The sequence below is a fragment of the Gordonia jinghuaiqii genome, assembly GCF_014041935.1.
Classification (GTDB): Bacteria; Actinomycetota; Actinomycetes; order Mycobacteriales; family Mycobacteriaceae; genus Gordonia; species Gordonia jinghuaiqii.
In genome coordinates this window covers 3,043,785-3,059,019 of sequence record NZ_CP059491.1, presented here as the reverse complement: position 1 = coordinate 3,059,019, position 15,235 = coordinate 3,043,785, and the positions used below count along the sequence as shown (strand labels likewise).

Genomic DNA, 15,235 nt, shown 5'->3' with positions numbered 1-15,235 from the left:
TTGCGCCACACTCCACACGACCCGCGAGTCGCGAGGACGATCATCCGATGACGGAGATCCTGTCCGAGCGGTCCTCGCGGGTCGTGTCGTATGCCAAGCTCCGTCGCGCCGCCGAGCGTCGCGACCAGGGGCGTTTCCTGGCCGAGGGGGCCAACGCGGTGTCGTCGGCGCTCGCGGTCGGCCGCGCCGAGACCGTGCTCGTCTCCGACGATGATCAGCCACGGCACCGGGAACTCCTCGACACAGCCGCAGCCGCGGGTGTGCCGGTCCTCGTCGTCAGTGCGCGCGCCGCGTCGAAGCTCGCCGAGACCTCCACGCCGCCGGGGATCTTCGCGGTGTGTCCGCTGCTCGACGTCCCGCTCGACGCCGTGCTGGCCGCGCAGCCTCGACTGCTCGCGATCGCCGTGGAGGCGCGCGAGCCGGGTAACGCGGGGACACTGATCCGATGCGCCGACGCGATGGGTGCCGATGCCGTCGTCTTGCTCGGCGACGCGGTCGACCCGCACAACGGCAAGTGTGTGCGGGCGAGCGCGGGCAGTGTGTTCACCGTGCCGGTCGTGCGCCATCGTGCGCTGACCGACGGTCTGGACGCCATCCGTCGCGCCGGCATCGCGCTGCTCGCGACGGCCGCGGACGGTGAGGTGGTTCTCGACCATGCCGCCGATGTCCTGGCCGGCCGGGTCGGGTGGCTCTTCGGCAACGAGGCGCACGGCCTGTCCGCCGACATCCAGCGGTTCGCCGACCACCGGGTGTCCATTCCGATCCGTGGTCGCGCGGAGAGTCTCAATGTGGCTGCCGCGGCCGCCATCTGTCTATACGAGAGTGCGCGGATACACAGCGCGGCGGGTCGCGACTGAGGCGCTGTCCGAGGCGGCCGGTAGGGTCGGCGATCGTGTCAGAAACTGTGTCACCCACGCCCGCGCCAGTTCCCGAGTCCGCCGCTGCAGGAGCGTCCGGTTCACCGGTCCCCGCCGCCCCGCAGACGGTCCCCGTTCCTGACCCCGCGGTCGTGAACGCGCGGATCGCCTCGGCCATCGCCACCGAACTCGGGGTCGGCGTCGGACAGGTCCGCGCCGCGATCGAGCTCCTCGACGGTGGCTCGACCGTTCCGTTCGTCGCGCGGTACCGCAAGGAGGTCACCGGCGGTCTCGACGACATCGCACTGCGCGCCCTCGACGAGCGCCTCGGATACCTGCGTGACCTCGAGGCGCGACGCCAGTCCGTGCGCGAGTCGATCGCCGCGCAGGGCAAGCTCGATGCCGACCTCGACGCCCGCATCCTCGCCGCCGACACCAAGGCCCGCCTCGAGGACATCTACCTGCCCTACAAGCCCAAACGTCGCACCAAGGCGCAGATCGCCCGCGAGGCCGGGCACGAGCCCGTGGCCGACGCCCTGCTGTCGGATCCGATGACCGATCCGTCGACGTTCACCGCCGAACAGCTCGAAGGCGCGCGGGCGATCGCGGTCGAACGGTTCGCCGAGGACGCCGACCTCGTCGGTGAACTGCGTGAACTGATGTGGCAGACCGGTGTCCTGAGGACCACGGTGCGGGAGGGCAAGGAGTCCGCCGGTGCCAAGTTCGCCGACTACTTCGAGTTCTCCGAGCCCTTCACCTCGCTGCCGTCACACCGGGTGCTGGCCGTGCTGAGAGGCGAGCGTGAGGACATCCTGTCGGTCACCCTCGACGCCGATCCGGATGCCGCCGACCGCCCGGCCGGACCGGGCCCGTACGAACAGCGCATCTCCGCCCGCTTCGGACTGTCCGATCAGGGGCGTCCCGCCGACCGCTGGCTGGCCGACACCGTGCGCTGGGCATGGCGCACCAAACTGTTCGTCGGTCTGTCTCTCGATGTGCGGATGCGTCTGCGCCAGGCGGCCGAGGCCGACGCGGTGGCCGTCTTCGCCACCAACCTCAAGGATCTACTGCTGGCCGCGCCTGCTGGTGCACGCACCACGATGGGTCTCGATCCCGGCCTGCGGACCGGTGTGAAGGTCGCAGTCGTCAACGCCACCGGCAAGGTCGTCGACACCGCGACCATCTATCCGCACGAGCCGCGTCGCGACAAGTCGGGGTCGCTCGCGGTCCTGGGCGCCCTCGTGGAGAAGCACGGAGTCGAGCTGATCGCGATCGGCAACGGAACCGCCTCCCGCGAGACCGATGCCCTGGCCGGTGAGCTCCTCGCCGCCATCAAGGGCGCGGGCAAGAAGCCGCCGACCAGCGTCGTCGTGTCCGAGGCCGGGGCCTCGGTGTATTCTGCGTCGGCGTACGCCTCCAAGGAGCTACCCGACCTCGATGTCTCGATCCGCGGGGCGGTGTCCATCGCGCGCCGCCTGCAGGACCCGCTCGCCGAGCTGGTGAAGATCGATCCGAAGTCGATCGGGGTGGGGCAGTACCAGCACGACATCTCCGAGACCCTGCTCGCCCGCTCGCTCGGCGCCGTCGTCGAAGACGCGGTGAACGCGGTGGGTGTCGACGTCAACACCGCATCGGTCCCGCTGCTGTCACGGGTCTCCGGAATCACCGCAGGCCTCGCGGAATCGCTTGTCACGCACCGGGATGCGCATGGAGCGTTCCGCAGCCGCAAGCAGATCACCGATGTGCCCCGGCTCGGACCCAAGGCGTTCGAGCAGTGTGCGGGATTCCTGCGGATCACCGACGGCGACAACCCCCTCGACGCGTCGAGCGTTCACCCCGAGGCCTACCCGGTGGTCACGCGCATCCTCGACAAGGTCGGCACCGATGTCCGTTCCCTCATCGGCGACACCGCGACGCTCAGCAAGCTGCGCGCCGATGACTTCGTGGACGAGACCTTCGGCCGGCCGACCGTCGTCGACATCATCGCCGAGCTCGACAAACCGGGTCGCGACCCCCGACCCGAGTTCAAGACCGCGACCTTTGCGACCGGCATCGAGAAGGTCTCCGACCTCACGCCCGGCATGGTGCTGGAGGGACAGGTCACCAACGTCGCGGCGTTCGGCGCCTTCGTCGACGTGGGCGTCCACCAGGACGGGCTCGTCCACGTGTCGGCGATGGCGCACCGCTTCGTCTCCGACCCGCACGAGGTCGTCAAGTCCGGCGACATCGTCAAGGTGAAGGTGATGGACGTCGACACCGAGCGCAAGCGCATCGGACTGTCGCTGCGCCTCGACGACGAACCCGCGACCGGTGAGTCGGCAGGCAACGGCAAGGGCGGATCGCGAGCTCCGCGTGGGGAGAACAACCGCGGGGGCGGCCAGCCGCGGCGCAACGATCAACGGGGCGGTAACCGGGGCGGCCCGGGCGCCCAGAACGCTCAGGGCGCCCGGAACAATCAGGGCAACCAGGCGAACCGGGGCGGCGGCAACCGCAACGACCGCAGGCCTGCGCCGAGCGGTTCGATGGCCGACGCTCTCAAGCGTGCCGGCTTCGGCAAGTAGCCGACCTGTCAGTCAGTCGGGGCACACATGGCCAGGACCCACCTCATGCGATGAGGTGGGTCCTGGTGTCATGGGGGCAGTGCGTCACGGGGTGCAGGCGACCTCGTCGAGGAACTCAAGGAGTCCTCGGCTCAGGACATCGTTGTCGTCGCCGCCGACCATGTGGCCCGCCCCGCCGACGTCGATGTACCGCGCGCCCGGGATCAGCTCGAGGAGTTCGCGGGCGCCGTCGGCGCTGACGACGTCGGACTGCTTGCCCCGGATGAGGAGGGTGGGCGCGGTGACCGCCCGCGCGGCCGCACGGGCACGGGCCTCGCGTGCGGGACCCATCTCTTCGACGTCGCCGTGATCGGTGAGCATTCGTGGGTCCCAATGCCAGTACCAGCGTCCGTCGCGTTCGCGGAGATTCTTGCGCAGACCGTCGATCCGGGGTGGGCGCTGCCGATGCGGGTTGTAGGCGACGACGGCCTCGAGCGCGTCGTCGAGACTGTCGAAGCCGGCCAGACCGGCACGCATGAAGCCGGTGATCTTGGCGATGCCTGCGGGTTCCGCGGTCGGCGTGATGTCGACCAGCACGAGAGCCCGGGGGAGCTCGGGGTGGCCACTCGCGACCTGCAGCGCCGCGAGTCCGCCCATCGACGCCCCGACGAGGACGGGTCGCACGCCGAGATCGTCGACGATCGTACAAATGTCGCGTGCGTGCGCCTCGCTGCTGTAGTCCGCGTCGTCGGGCCAGTCGCTGTCACCGTGTCCACGCGCGTCGATGGTGAGTGCCTGCCAGCCGTGCTCGGCGAGTCGAGCGCCGGTCCGCTGCCACGAGTGCCGGGTCTGTCCGCCGCCGTGCAGCAGCAGCACGGTGCCCTTCGGGTCGGCACCGGGGTCCCAGATGTCGGCGGCGAGCCAGATGCCGTCGCCGCGGAGCTGCGTGGTGCTGGAGGGCTGCACGGTGGATGGTCTCCTCGGGTCTCGGGTGCGCACACGGTGATGCGGCGCACACAACTCGTTGCAGGCTATCCGCGTACTGCGTCAGCAGGGGGATTGCGGACCCCGACCGAGTAGTTCTGCTCAGGTCGTCGGGCGTTGTGCTGTCGAGACTGAGCGAATGCTCACGACAGCACCCCGGGGCCGTTCGCACGGCCTGCCGACCCCACGACAGCTCGACGCCATGACCGGTGACCGCGATCGGGTCATCGACGTGATCCGGATCATCTCGCTGGTCGTGGTGGTCGCGGGGCATTCGATCATGCTGACCGTCGACGTGACCGGTGAGTCGATCCGGTTGGGAAACACCCTCGCCGAAGTGCCGGTCCTGCAGCCGGCGACCTGGCTGTTGCAGGTCCTGCCGCTCTTCTTCTTCGCCGGGGCGGCGGCCGCGACGTGTGGATGGATGTCCCGCGGAGCCGACGACACCCCGAGCGCGGGGCAGTGGCTGTTCGCCCGCACACAGCGGCTGATGCGTCCGCTGGTCTGGTACCTCGCCGCGGTGCTCACGGTGGCGATCGGGCTGGCCTTCGCCGGCGCCGACGCGGTCGCCGATGTCGTCGCGCGGCTGGGGGTGCAGTTGCTGTGGTTCCTCGGTGCATACCTGCTGGTGCTCGCGGCGGTGCCGTTCCTGCAATGCATTCGCACAGCCCGTCACGTCGCGATCGCGCTCGGGGGGTGTTGGGTCATCACCGCTCTCCTCGACGCCGCGCGACTCTCCGACGGCCCGGCGTGGCTCGGGTACCCGAACTTCCTCACGGTGTGGACGATTCCCGCGGTTCTCGGCGTCGCCTACGCCAAGCAGATCCTGCGGCCGGCGGTCGCGCTCGCGGTGTCGGCCGGGGCGCTGTTCCTCGACCTCGCCCTCGTGCACTGGGGACCGTACGAGGTCTCGCTCGTCACGGTGCCGGGCCAGCAACTCTCGAACATGAGTCCGCCGAGCCTGCTGCTCGCCGGTCACGCGATCGTGCTGTGCGCCGGGGCCATCGCAGCGCGCCGCGTGCTCGCCGTGGTCGCCGAACGTCCGCGGATCTGGTGGTGGGTCGTGCTCGGCAACCGCGGCGCGATGACCCTCTACCTGTGGCATCTGCCGGTGCTCGCCGCGATCATCGCGGCGGGTGCGGCCGCAGGCCTCGACCGCGCCGACGTGCAGGCGGCGTCGTTCCCGGTGATCATCGCCGCTCAGACGCTGCTGCTTCTCATGCTGATGATCCCGGTCGTCGCGGCGCTGTCGCCGCTGGAGAACACACCGCTCCGATGGTGGGACGACGAGGTGCCCCGGCGCATCGCACCCCTCCGCGACGGGCTCGTGCTCACCACGCTGGCACTGCTGGGCGTCGCGGTACTCCTCCTGTCGCGGCACGGTGTGCACGGGGTGGGCGCCGCCTGGTTGGCGGCAGGTATCGCGTGTGCTGTGACGGCACGATGCCTGGCCGCTCCCGCCGGGCGTCGATGCGGGCCGGTGGCGGTTCGCGGAGTCGACGCCTCCCTGCAGGTCAGCGCATCGCGCCGGTCGACTACCCTCATGGGGAGTCATCGCCGCCGCTGAGTGTCATTCCGTGCCGGGTTTCCGCGCGCGACATCGCTGCGTGCGACGACGCCGCACATCCATCGACGCACGCATGAGGAGCACGCCGACCGTGGCCACTTCCGCCGACGAAACGGTATTCCCCGGACCCGACGACCTCGAGGCGGCCGCAGCGTCGGCCATCGAGGCCTTCGAGGCGGCGGCCGACCTCGACCAGCTGTCGGCGGCCAAGTCCGCGCACCTCGGCGACCGGTCACCCATCGCGTTGGCCCGACGCGCCCTCGGCAGCATCCCGAAAGATCAACGGTCGGAGGCGGGCAAGCTCGTCAACCAGGTGCGCGGCCGGGTGTCGGCGGCACTGGAGGCTCGTACCGCGGTCCTCGACGCCGAACGGAACGCGGCGGTCCTGGTCGCCGAGTCCATCGACGTGACCCTGCCGAGTGGCCGCCGGCCGGTCGGCGCGCGTCACCCGATCACCGTCATCGCCGAACAGGTCGCCGACGTCTTCGTGGCCATGGGCTGGGAGATCGCCGAGGGCCCGGAGGTCGAGACCGAGCATCACAACTTCGACGCACTCAACTTCCTGCCGGACCATCCGGCGCGCTCGATGCAGGACACGTTCTACATCGCGCCCGAGGGTTCCCGGCAGGTTCTGCGCACCCACACATCGCCGGTGCAGGTCCGTTCGATGCTGACCCGCGACCTGCCGATCTACGTCGCCTGCCCGGGCCGCACCTTCCGCACCGACGAACTCGACGCCACCCACACCCCGGTCTTCCACCAGATCGAGGGGCTCGCCGTGGACAAGGGCCTCACCCTGGCGAACCTGCGCGGCACCCTCGAGACCTTCGCGCGCGCTCTGTTCGGACCCGAGACCACAACTCGCATGCGCGCCAGCTACTTCCCGTTCACCGAACCCTCGGCCGAGGTCGACGTGTGGTTCCCCGCGAAGAAGGGCGGGCCCGGCTGGGTCGAGTGGGGCGGCTGCGGGATGGTGAATCCGAATGTGTTGCGCGCCAGCGGCATCGATCCGGATGTCTACTCCGGCTTCGCGTTCGGCATGGGCCTGGAACGCACTCTGCAGTTCCGCAACGACATCTCCGACATGCGCGACATGGTCGAGGGCGACATCCGATTCACCCTCCCGTTCGGCCCGGCTGCCTGATCCGGCGCCCCCGCCCCGCTGACTCCCACGACGCGACGAAAGTAGTTGATACACAGTGCGTGCACCACAGTCCTGGTACACCGAGGTCCTGCGCTCCGGCGACCCGCAGTGGTCGGCGACGACCGAGGAGATCGACGAGGGTTTCGTCCGCGTCGGGTTCGAGATCGAGGACATCGAGAAGTTCCCGGAGATCACCGGTCCGCTGGTGATCGGTCGTGTCGAGACCATCGAGGAGCTCACCGAGTTCAAGAAGCCGATCCGCTTCTGCACCGTCGAGGTCGGCGAGGCGGAACCGCGCGGAATCGTGTGTGGGGCCCGCAACTTCGCCGAGGGTGACCTGATCGTCGCGGCCCTGCCGGGCGCCGTGCTGCCCGGACCGTTCGAGATCGCCTCGCGAAAGACCTACGGTCGCGTGTCCGACGGCATGATCTGCTCGGTCTCCGAGCTCGGTATCGGTACCGATCACAGCGGGATCCTCGTGCTGGCACCGGGAACCGCGGAGCCGGGCGCCGACGCGCGTGAGGTCCTCGGCCTCGACGACGCCGCCATCGACGTCAACGTCACGCCCGACCGCGGCTACGCCTTCTCGGTTCGCGGCCTGGGCCGCGAACTCGCCGGCAGCTTCGGCGTGCCGTTCGTCGACCCGGGTCTGACCGAGTCCAGCGTGCTCGCCGACGGTGAGCCGTGGCCGGTCGCCATCGAGGAGAACTCCGGGGCGACCCGCTACACCGCTCGGGTGATCAGCGGCGTCGACCCGACCGCCGTCTCGCCGTGGTGGATGCAGAAGCGGCTGATGGTCGCCGGCATCCGTCCCATCTCGGCGATCGTCGACGTCACCAACTACGTGATGATCGAACTCGGACAGCCGCTACACGCCTTCGACGCCGATCGTGTCACCGGAACCGTCACCGTCCGGTCGGCGCGGCCGGGGGAGAAGCTCACCACCCTCGACGACACCGAGCGCGTCCTCGACCCCGAGGACGTCGTCATCGCCGACGAGACCGGCCCGATCGCACTGGCCGGCGTCATGGGCGGCGCGACCACCGAGGTCGGCGCAAACACCACGACGGTCCTCCTCGAGTCGGCGACCTTCGATCCGGTCCGCGTCTTCCGCACCGGTAAGCGTCACAAGCTGACCTCGGAGGCGAGCAAGCGATTCGAGCGCATCGTCGATCCGGAGATCACCACCGTCGCCTCCGACCGCGCGGCACAGCTCATCGTCGAGATCGCCGGCGGCCGGATCGCCTCGCCGCTCTCCGAGACGCGGGTCGCCACGCCGATCCCGTCGACGATCGCCATCGCCGCCGACGAGCCCGACCGTGTCGCCGGGATCAGCTACCCGCCGGGCACCACCGTCACCCGACTGAACGAGGTCGGCTGCGTGGTCACCGGGACCGACGAGCTCGACGTGTTCCCGCCGTCGTGGCGACCCGACCTCCGCCAACGCGCCGACCTGGTCGAGGAGGTTCTCCGCCTCGAGGGGCTCGAGGGCATCCCGGCCGTGCTGCCGCGCGCTCCCGGCGGCACCGGTCTCACCGCGGTCCAGCGGCGCCGGCGCAGCGTCGGGCGCACCCTCGCACTCGACGGTTACGTGGAGGTTCTTCCGTACCCGTTCATGCCCGCGGGGGTCTTCGACCTCTGGGACCTGCCCGCCGACGATGAGCGCCGACGCACCGTCAAGGTCCTCAATCCGCTGGAAGCCGATCGGCCCGAACTCAATTCGACGCTGCTGCCCGGTCTGTTGGAGATGGCCGCACGCAACATCGCGCGTGGTCAGCGCGATCTGTCGCTGTTCACCATCGGCCAGGTGGTCATCGCCGGTGACCATGTGACCGCGGTTCCCGCGCTCGACGTGACGCGACGACCCTCCGAGGAGGAGATCGCGGCACTCGACGCGTCGCTGCCGCATCAGCCGCTGCATGTCGGCGTCGTGCTCACCGGCCTGCGCGATCCCGCCGGTCCGTGGGGCCCCGGACGTGCTTCGGACTACCTCGACGCCTTCGAGGCCGCGCGCACCATCGGACGCGCCGCCGGGGTCACCATCGAGCTCACCGCGGCCGATCACCGGCCCTGGCATCCGGGTCGGTGCGCGCGACTCACCGTCGACGGGCGCACGGTCGGGTACGCGGGCGAGTTGCATCCGGCTGTGCTCGAACGCGCCCACCTGCCCAAACGGGCCTGTGCGGTGGAGATCGACATCGACGCGCTGCCGCTGGACGCAACCCTGCCCGCACCGTCGGTGTCGGTGTTCCCCGCTGTCCTGCAGGACGTCAACGTGGTCGTCGGCAACGACGTCCCCGCGGCAGATGTGGAGGCTGCGCTGCGGGACGGCGCGGGCGAGCTGCTCGAGAGCATCGCGCTGTTCGACGTGTTCACCGGCGAGCAGGTCGGGACGGGCAACAAATCGCTGACGTTCTCGCTGCGGTTCCGGGCGCCCGACCGAACCCTCACCGAGGAAGAGGCCAACTCTGCGAAGATGACGGCGGTCGATGCGGCGGCCACACGGGTGGGTGCTCGGCTCCGCTGATCTGCGCGGACGGCTGACGGCGAGTCGGACACACCCCGTTTGTGAATTGATTTGCAGGCTGCTGCATAATGATGACATGGTTTCGACAAGCTCAACCGGCAGTGAGACGGCGTCAACCGGCAGTGACGCGGCGTCAACCGGCAGCGTGAGGGTGGCGGTCGCCGGCGCAAGCGGCTACGCGGGTGGCGAGATACTCCGCCTATTGTGCGGGCATCCCCGTCTGCGGTCGGGGGAGCTGGAGATCGGTGCGCTCACCGCGGGCGGTAACGCCGGCACGCTGCTCGGCACCCATCATCCGCACCTGCTGCCGCTGGCCGACCGCGTCCTGCAGGACACCACACCGGAGATCCTCGCCGGGCACGACGTCGTATTCCTGGGCCTGCCGCACGGTGCGTCGGCGGTGATCGCCGACGCCCTGCCGCCCACCACGCTCATCATCGACTGCGGTGCCGACTTCCGGTTGCGGGATGCCGGTGACTGGACGGCCTACTACGGCGGCGACCATGCCGGCACGTGGCCCTACGGGCTGCCCGAGCTCCCCGGCAACCGGGAGATCCTCAAGGATGCGAGCCGGGTCGCCGTTCCCGGGTGCTATCCGACCGTGTCGATCCTGTCGCTGCTCCCCGCGATCACCGCGGGTATCGCCGAGCCGCACGTGACCGTGGTCGCCGTCAGCGGTGCGTCGGGTGCGGGACGCTCGCCCAAGGTCGATCTCCTGGCGTCCGAGGTCATCGGTTCTGCGCGCGCCTACGGGGTGGGCGGGGTCCACCGGCACACCCCGGAGATCTCGCAGGCATTGTCGGCGGCCGCCGAGCAGCCCGTCACCGTCTCGTTCACGCCGATCCTCGCGCCGATGGCACGCGGCATCCTCGCCACGTGCACCGCGCGGACCACCGCGACCGGGGCCGAGGCGCGGGCCGTCTATGAGAAGGCATACGCCGACGAGGAGTTCATCCACGTCCTGCCCGACGGGCGGCTGCCGGCCACCGGGTCGGTCATCGGGTCCAACGCGGTCCAGCTCGGTGTGACCGTCGACGAGCGCGCACAGACGCTGGTCGTCGTCGGCGCGGTGGACAACCTGACCAAGGGGACCGGCGGCGCCGCGGTCCAATCGATGAACCTGGCGCTGGGATGGACAGAGAACGAGGGACTGAGCACCGTGGGAGTGGCACCGTGACCGGCGCAGAACAGACGCAATCCGGCGCAGACGACCGGATCGAGGGTGGCGCGCCCGGCGACCATCCGAGACTCGTCCGCGAGCAGGGTGTCACCGCGCCGCTCGGGTTCCGAGCGGCCGGAATCGCCGCCGGTATCAAGGTTTCCGGTGCCCTCGACCTCGCGTTGGTCTTCAACGAGGGTCCCGATCACGCCGCGGCGGGTGTCTTCACCCGCAACCAGGTGAAGGCCGCGCCGGTGCTGTGGTCGCAACAGGTCCTCACCACGGGGCGGTTGCGCACGGTCGTCCTCAATTCCGGCGGCGCCAACGCCTGCACCGGTCCCGGCGGATTCCAGGACACCCACCGGACCGCCGAGGCGGTCGCCGAGGCGCTCAGCAACTGGGGGACCAGCACCGGTGCCGTCGAGGTCGCGGTCTGTTCGACCGGTCTCATCGGTGACCGACTGCCGATGGACAAGCTCCTCGCAGGTGTCACCGAGATCGTGCAGGAGATGGGCGGCGGTCTGTCCGGCGGCACCGACGCCGCACACGCCATCATGACCACCGACACGGTGCCGAAACAGGCTGCGCTGCACCATCCTGCGGGCTGGAACGTCGGCGGGATGGGTAAGGGCGCGGGCATGCTGGCGCCCTCGCTGGCGACCATGCTGGTCGTGCTGACCACCGATGCCGCGGCAACCTCCGAGCAGCTCGACTCCGCTCTCCGCAAGGCAACTGCACGCACCTTCGACCGGCTCGACATCGACGGCGCGTGCTCCACCAATGACACTGTGCTGCTGTTGAGTTCGGGTGCAAGTCAGATCCCGGTCGACCAGGCCGATCTCGACGAAGCGGTCTTCGCCGTCTGCGACGACCTCGCCGCACAGATGATGGCCGACGCCGAGGGCGTGACCAAGAGGGTGGTCATCACGGTGACCGGTACGCACACCGAGGACGACGCGCTGACCGTCGCCCGCATGGTGGCCCGAGACTCGCTGGTCAAGACCGCGCTGTTCGGCTCCGATCCCAACTGGGGTCGGGTACTCGCCGCGGTCGGCGCGTCGCCGGTGACCATCGATCCGGACCGGATTGCCGTGTCGTTCAACGGCTCTCCGGTGTGTGAGAACGGTTGTGGCGTCGACGGCGCGCGCGACGTCGACCTGTCGGGCCCCGACATCGAGGTCCTCATCGACCTGAAACTGGGCGAGGCGTCGGCGAGCATCCGGACCACCGACCTCTCCCACGCCTACGTCGAAGAGAACTCGGCGTACTCCTCATGAGCACGGATGCAACGGGGCACGGGCACCGGATCGATCCCGCGGCCGGACTGGCCAAGGCGACTGTTCTCGCCGAGGCGCTGCCCGCCCTGCAGGAACTCGCCGGGGCGACCGTCGTGGTCAAGTACGGCGGCAACGCGATGGTCGACGACGACCTCAAGAAGGCCTTCGCCGCGGACATGGTGTTCCTGCGTGCGTGCGGCATGCATCCCGTCGTCGTCCACGGCGGTGGGCCGCAGATCTCGGCGATGCTGAAGCGACTCGGCCTGCAGGGTGAGTTCAAGGGCGGATTCCGGGTGACCACCCCGGAGGTGATGGACGTTGCCCGGATGGTTCTGTTCGGTCAGGTCGGCCGCGAACTCGTCGGCCTGATCAACGCCCACGGCCCCTACGCGGTGGGGATCACCGGCGAGGATGCGCATCTGTTCACCGCGGCCCGCCGCACCGTCCTCGTCGAAGGCGTGCCGACCGACATCGGTCTGGTCGGTGACATCGCATCGGTCAACACTTCCGCGGTGCTCGATCTCGTTGCCGCCGGGCGCATCCCGGTGGTCTCGACCCTCGCGCCCGACCGCGACGGCGTCGTCCACAACATCAACGCCGACACCGCCGCCGGCGCCCTCGCCGAAGCTCTCGGTGCGTCGCGGCTGGTGATGCTGACCGACGTCGAAGGTCTGTACACCGACTGGCCCGATCGGGGGTCGCTGGTGTCGCAGATCGACACCGATGCGGTCGCCGGACTGCTGCCGTCGCTGGACGCGGGGATGGTCCCGAAGATGGAGGCCTGCCTGCGCGCGGTGACCGGGGGAGTGCAACGCGCCCACGTGATCGACGGACGGGTCGCCCATTCCGTGCTCGCCGAGCTGTTGACCGAGAGCTCGACCGGCACCACCGTGGTCGGACCGCGCGAGGCCGGATCGGCCGTCCCGCCGCGCGCCGCGGATGAACCACAGACACAGGAGAACTCATGACCGCGCCCCTGCAGCAGCGCTGGGCCCAGTCGCTGATGAACAACTACGGCACCCCGCCGATCGCACTGGTCGGGGGGAGCGGCCCCTATGTCACCGACGCCGACGGCACGCGTTACCTCGACCTGCTCGGCGGGATCGCGGTGAACGCCCTCGGCCACGCGCACCCGGCGATCATCGAGGCCGTCACCACCCAGCTCCAGACCCTCGGGCACGTGTCGAACCTCTACATCGCGCCACCCGTCGTCGAACTCGCGGAGAAGCTCCTCGACAAGTTCGGCCACCCCGGCCGGGCGTTCTTCTGCAACTCGGGAACCGAGGCCAACGAGGCCGCGTTCAAGCTGGCCCGCCGCACCGGCCGACCGGAGATCGTCGCCGCGGAGAAGGCCTTCCACGGCCGCACCATGGGTGCGCTCGCGATGACCGGGCAGCCGGCCAAACGTGCACCGTTCGAGCCGATGCCGGCCGGCGTGCGCTTCGTCCCGTACGGCGACGTCGACGCGCTCGACGCCGCGGTCACCGACCAGACCGCGGCGGTGATCCTCGAGCCGATCCTCGGTGAGGCCGGCGTCATCGTGCCTCCTGCCGACTACCTGGCGGCCGCGCGGCGGATCACCGAAGAGCGTGGTGCCCTGCTGATCCTCGACGAGGTCCAGACCGGTGTGGCTCGTACGGGCACATTCTTCGCCCACCAGCAGGCCGGTGTGGTGCCCGACGTGATGACCCTCGCCAAGGGCCTGGGCGGAGGGCTGCCGATCGGCGCCTGCATCGCCACCGGCGCGGCCGCCGAGCTCTTCCAACCGGGACAGCACGGCACCACCTTCGGCGGTAACCCCGTCAGTGCGGCCGCGGCGCTGGCCGTCCTGGGCGTGATCGAGTCCGAGGGGCTCTGCGATCACGTTGCCGCGGTGGGCAAATCGATCGCCTCCGGGATCGAGGACCTCGGTCACCCGCTGATCTCGCATGTGCGCGGAGCCGGTCTGCTGCTCGGCGTCGTGCTGACCGATGAGATCTCGGGTCGCGCGGAGCTCGCCGCCCGCGAGGCGGGCTTCCTGATCAACGCGCCGGCACCCGATGTGCTGCGCCTGGCGCCGCCGCTGATCCTCACCGAGGAACAGGGGCAGAGCTTCGTGCAGGCGCTGCCCGGAATCCTCTCCGCCGCAGCGGAATCGGCCGCAGCAGACCGTGCCGCTGCAGACCGCGCCGTTGACGCGCAGGCCGCATCGACACGATCGACCACACCGAACGAGGGGGACAAGGCATGACCCGGCATTTCCTGCGCGACGACGACCTCTCCCCGGCCGAGCAGGCCGAGGTCCTCGCCATCGCCGCCGAGGTGAAGGCCACACCGTTCGCGTTCCGTCCCCTGGAGGGTCCGCGCGGCGTCGGGGTGATCTTCGACAAGAACTCGACGCGTACCCGCTTCTCGTTCGAGGTCGGTATCGCCCAGCTCGGCGGCCACGCCGTGGTCGTCGACGGCCGAACGACGCAGCTCGGACGCGAGGAGACGCTCGAGGACACCGGACGCGTGCTGTCGCGGTTCGTCGATGCGATCGTGTGGCGGACCTTCGGCCAGGAGCGACTGGAGGCGCTGTCCTCGACCGCGACCGTGCCGGTGGTCAACGCACTGTCCGACGAGTTCCACCCGTGTCAGGTGCTCGCCGATCTGCAGACCATCATCGAGCACAAGGGGTCACCCGCGGGTCTGAAGATGACCTATCTGGGCGACGGTGCCAACAACATGGCGCACTCGCTGGCCCTCGGCGGCGTCACCGCGGGGATGCACGTCACGATCAGCTCACCCGAGGGCTTCCGGCCCGATCCGGCGATCATCGCGGCGACCGAACGCCGTGCCGCGGAGACCGGCGGGTCGGTGCGCCTCGTCACCGATCCCGCCGCCGCGTCGGAGAACGCAGATGTCCTCGTCACCGACACCTGGGTGTCGATGGGGCAGGAGGAGGACGGCAAGGACCGCACTGCGCCGTTCCGGCCGTACCAGATCAACGACGAACTGCTCGCGCATGCCGCCGACGACGCGATCGTCCTGCACTGCCTGCCTGCGCATCGCGGCGACGAGATCACCGGCTCGGTCATCGACGGTCCGCGCAGCGTGGTGTTCGACGAGGCCGAGAACCGCCTGCACGCGCAGAAGGCGCTGCTCATCTGGCTGCTGGAGCACCAGTGACCCGAAAAGAAGACCGATGACCCGGGAAGA

At 69.8% G+C, this 15,235-nt stretch carries 11 protein-coding genes; 10 read left to right on the top strand and 1 reads right to left on the bottom strand.

Annotated elements, in window-relative coordinates:
- Positions 1 to 47 precede the first annotated feature (47 nt).
- Both H1R19_RS13685 and H1R19_RS13680 read left to right on the top strand, forming a co-directional pair.
- A complete protein-coding gene (locus tag H1R19_RS13685; protein WP_188327985.1) occupies positions 48 to 857 on the top strand; it encodes a TrmH family RNA methyltransferase in 810 nt (269 codons plus the stop codon).
- A 47-nt stretch (positions 858 to 904) separates the two neighbouring features.
- Positions 905 to 3,418 (top strand): Tex family protein, encoded by a 2,514-nt coding sequence (locus H1R19_RS13680; RefSeq protein ID WP_372631549.1) that lies wholly within the window; start codon positions 905 to 907, stop codon positions 3,416 to 3,418.
- A gap of 84 nt (positions 3,419 to 3,502) precedes the next feature.
- Here H1R19_RS13680 and H1R19_RS13675 read toward each other — a convergent pair whose 3' ends face one another.
- The gene (locus H1R19_RS13675; protein WP_219849311.1) at positions 3,503 to 4,363 is read right to left on the bottom strand and encodes an alpha/beta fold hydrolase; all 861 of its coding nucleotides are present in this window, start codon (positions 4,361 to 4,363) and stop codon (positions 3,503 to 3,505) included.
- A 157-nt stretch (positions 4,364 to 4,520) separates the two neighbouring features.
- Here H1R19_RS13675 and H1R19_RS13670 point away from each other — a divergent pair, with 157 nt between their 5' ends.
- The 8 genes from H1R19_RS13670 to argF all read left to right on the top strand — a co-directional run bounded on the left by H1R19_RS13670 (position 4,521) and on the right by argF (position 15,205).
- The gene (locus H1R19_RS13670; RefSeq protein ID WP_219849310.1) at positions 4,521 to 5,948 is read left to right on the top strand and encodes an acyltransferase; all 1,428 of its coding nucleotides are present in this window, start codon (positions 4,521 to 4,523) and stop codon (positions 5,946 to 5,948) included.
- A gap of 91 nt (positions 5,949 to 6,039) precedes the next feature.
- A complete protein-coding gene (gene pheS / locus H1R19_RS13665) occupies positions 6,040 to 7,092 on the top strand; it encodes a phenylalanine--tRNA ligase subunit alpha (RefSeq protein ID WP_188327988.1) in 1,053 nt (350 codons plus the stop codon).
- A gap of 55 nt (positions 7,093 to 7,147) precedes the next feature.
- Positions 7,148 to 9,619, top strand: coding sequence for a phenylalanine--tRNA ligase subunit beta (gene pheT / locus H1R19_RS13660; RefSeq protein WP_219849309.1), 2,472 nt, complete (start codon positions 7,148 to 7,150; stop codon positions 9,617 to 9,619).
- 151 nt (positions 9,620 to 9,770) lie between these two features.
- A complete protein-coding gene (gene argC, locus H1R19_RS13655; protein ID WP_219851669.1) occupies positions 9,771 to 10,796 on the top strand; it encodes an N-acetyl-gamma-glutamyl-phosphate reductase in 1,026 nt (341 codons plus the stop codon).
- Positions 10,793 to 12,055 (top strand): bifunctional glutamate N-acetyltransferase/amino-acid acetyltransferase ArgJ, encoded by a 1,263-nt coding sequence (argJ, locus tag H1R19_RS13650; RefSeq protein WP_219849308.1) that lies wholly within the window; start codon positions 10,793 to 10,795, stop codon positions 12,053 to 12,055. The genes argC and argJ overlap by 4 nt, the downstream gene beginning before the upstream one ends.
- Entirely contained in the window at positions 12,052 to 13,023 is a 972-nt protein-coding gene (gene argB, locus H1R19_RS13645; protein ID WP_219849307.1) for an acetylglutamate kinase, read from the top strand. The genes argJ and argB overlap by 4 nt, the downstream gene beginning before the upstream one ends.
- Positions 13,020 to 14,285: an acetylornithine transaminase gene (locus tag H1R19_RS13640; protein WP_188327993.1), complete on the top strand. Its 1,266-nt coding sequence runs from the start codon at positions 13,020 to 13,022 to the stop codon at positions 14,283 to 14,285. Before argB ends, H1R19_RS13640 begins: the two co-directional genes overlap by 4 nt.
- Positions 14,282 to 15,205: an ornithine carbamoyltransferase gene (argF, locus tag H1R19_RS13635; RefSeq protein WP_219849306.1), complete on the top strand. Its 924-nt coding sequence runs from the start codon at positions 14,282 to 14,284 to the stop codon at positions 15,203 to 15,205. Before H1R19_RS13640 ends, argF begins: the two co-directional genes overlap by 4 nt.
- The last annotated feature ends 30 nt before the right edge of the window (positions 15,206 to 15,235 follow it).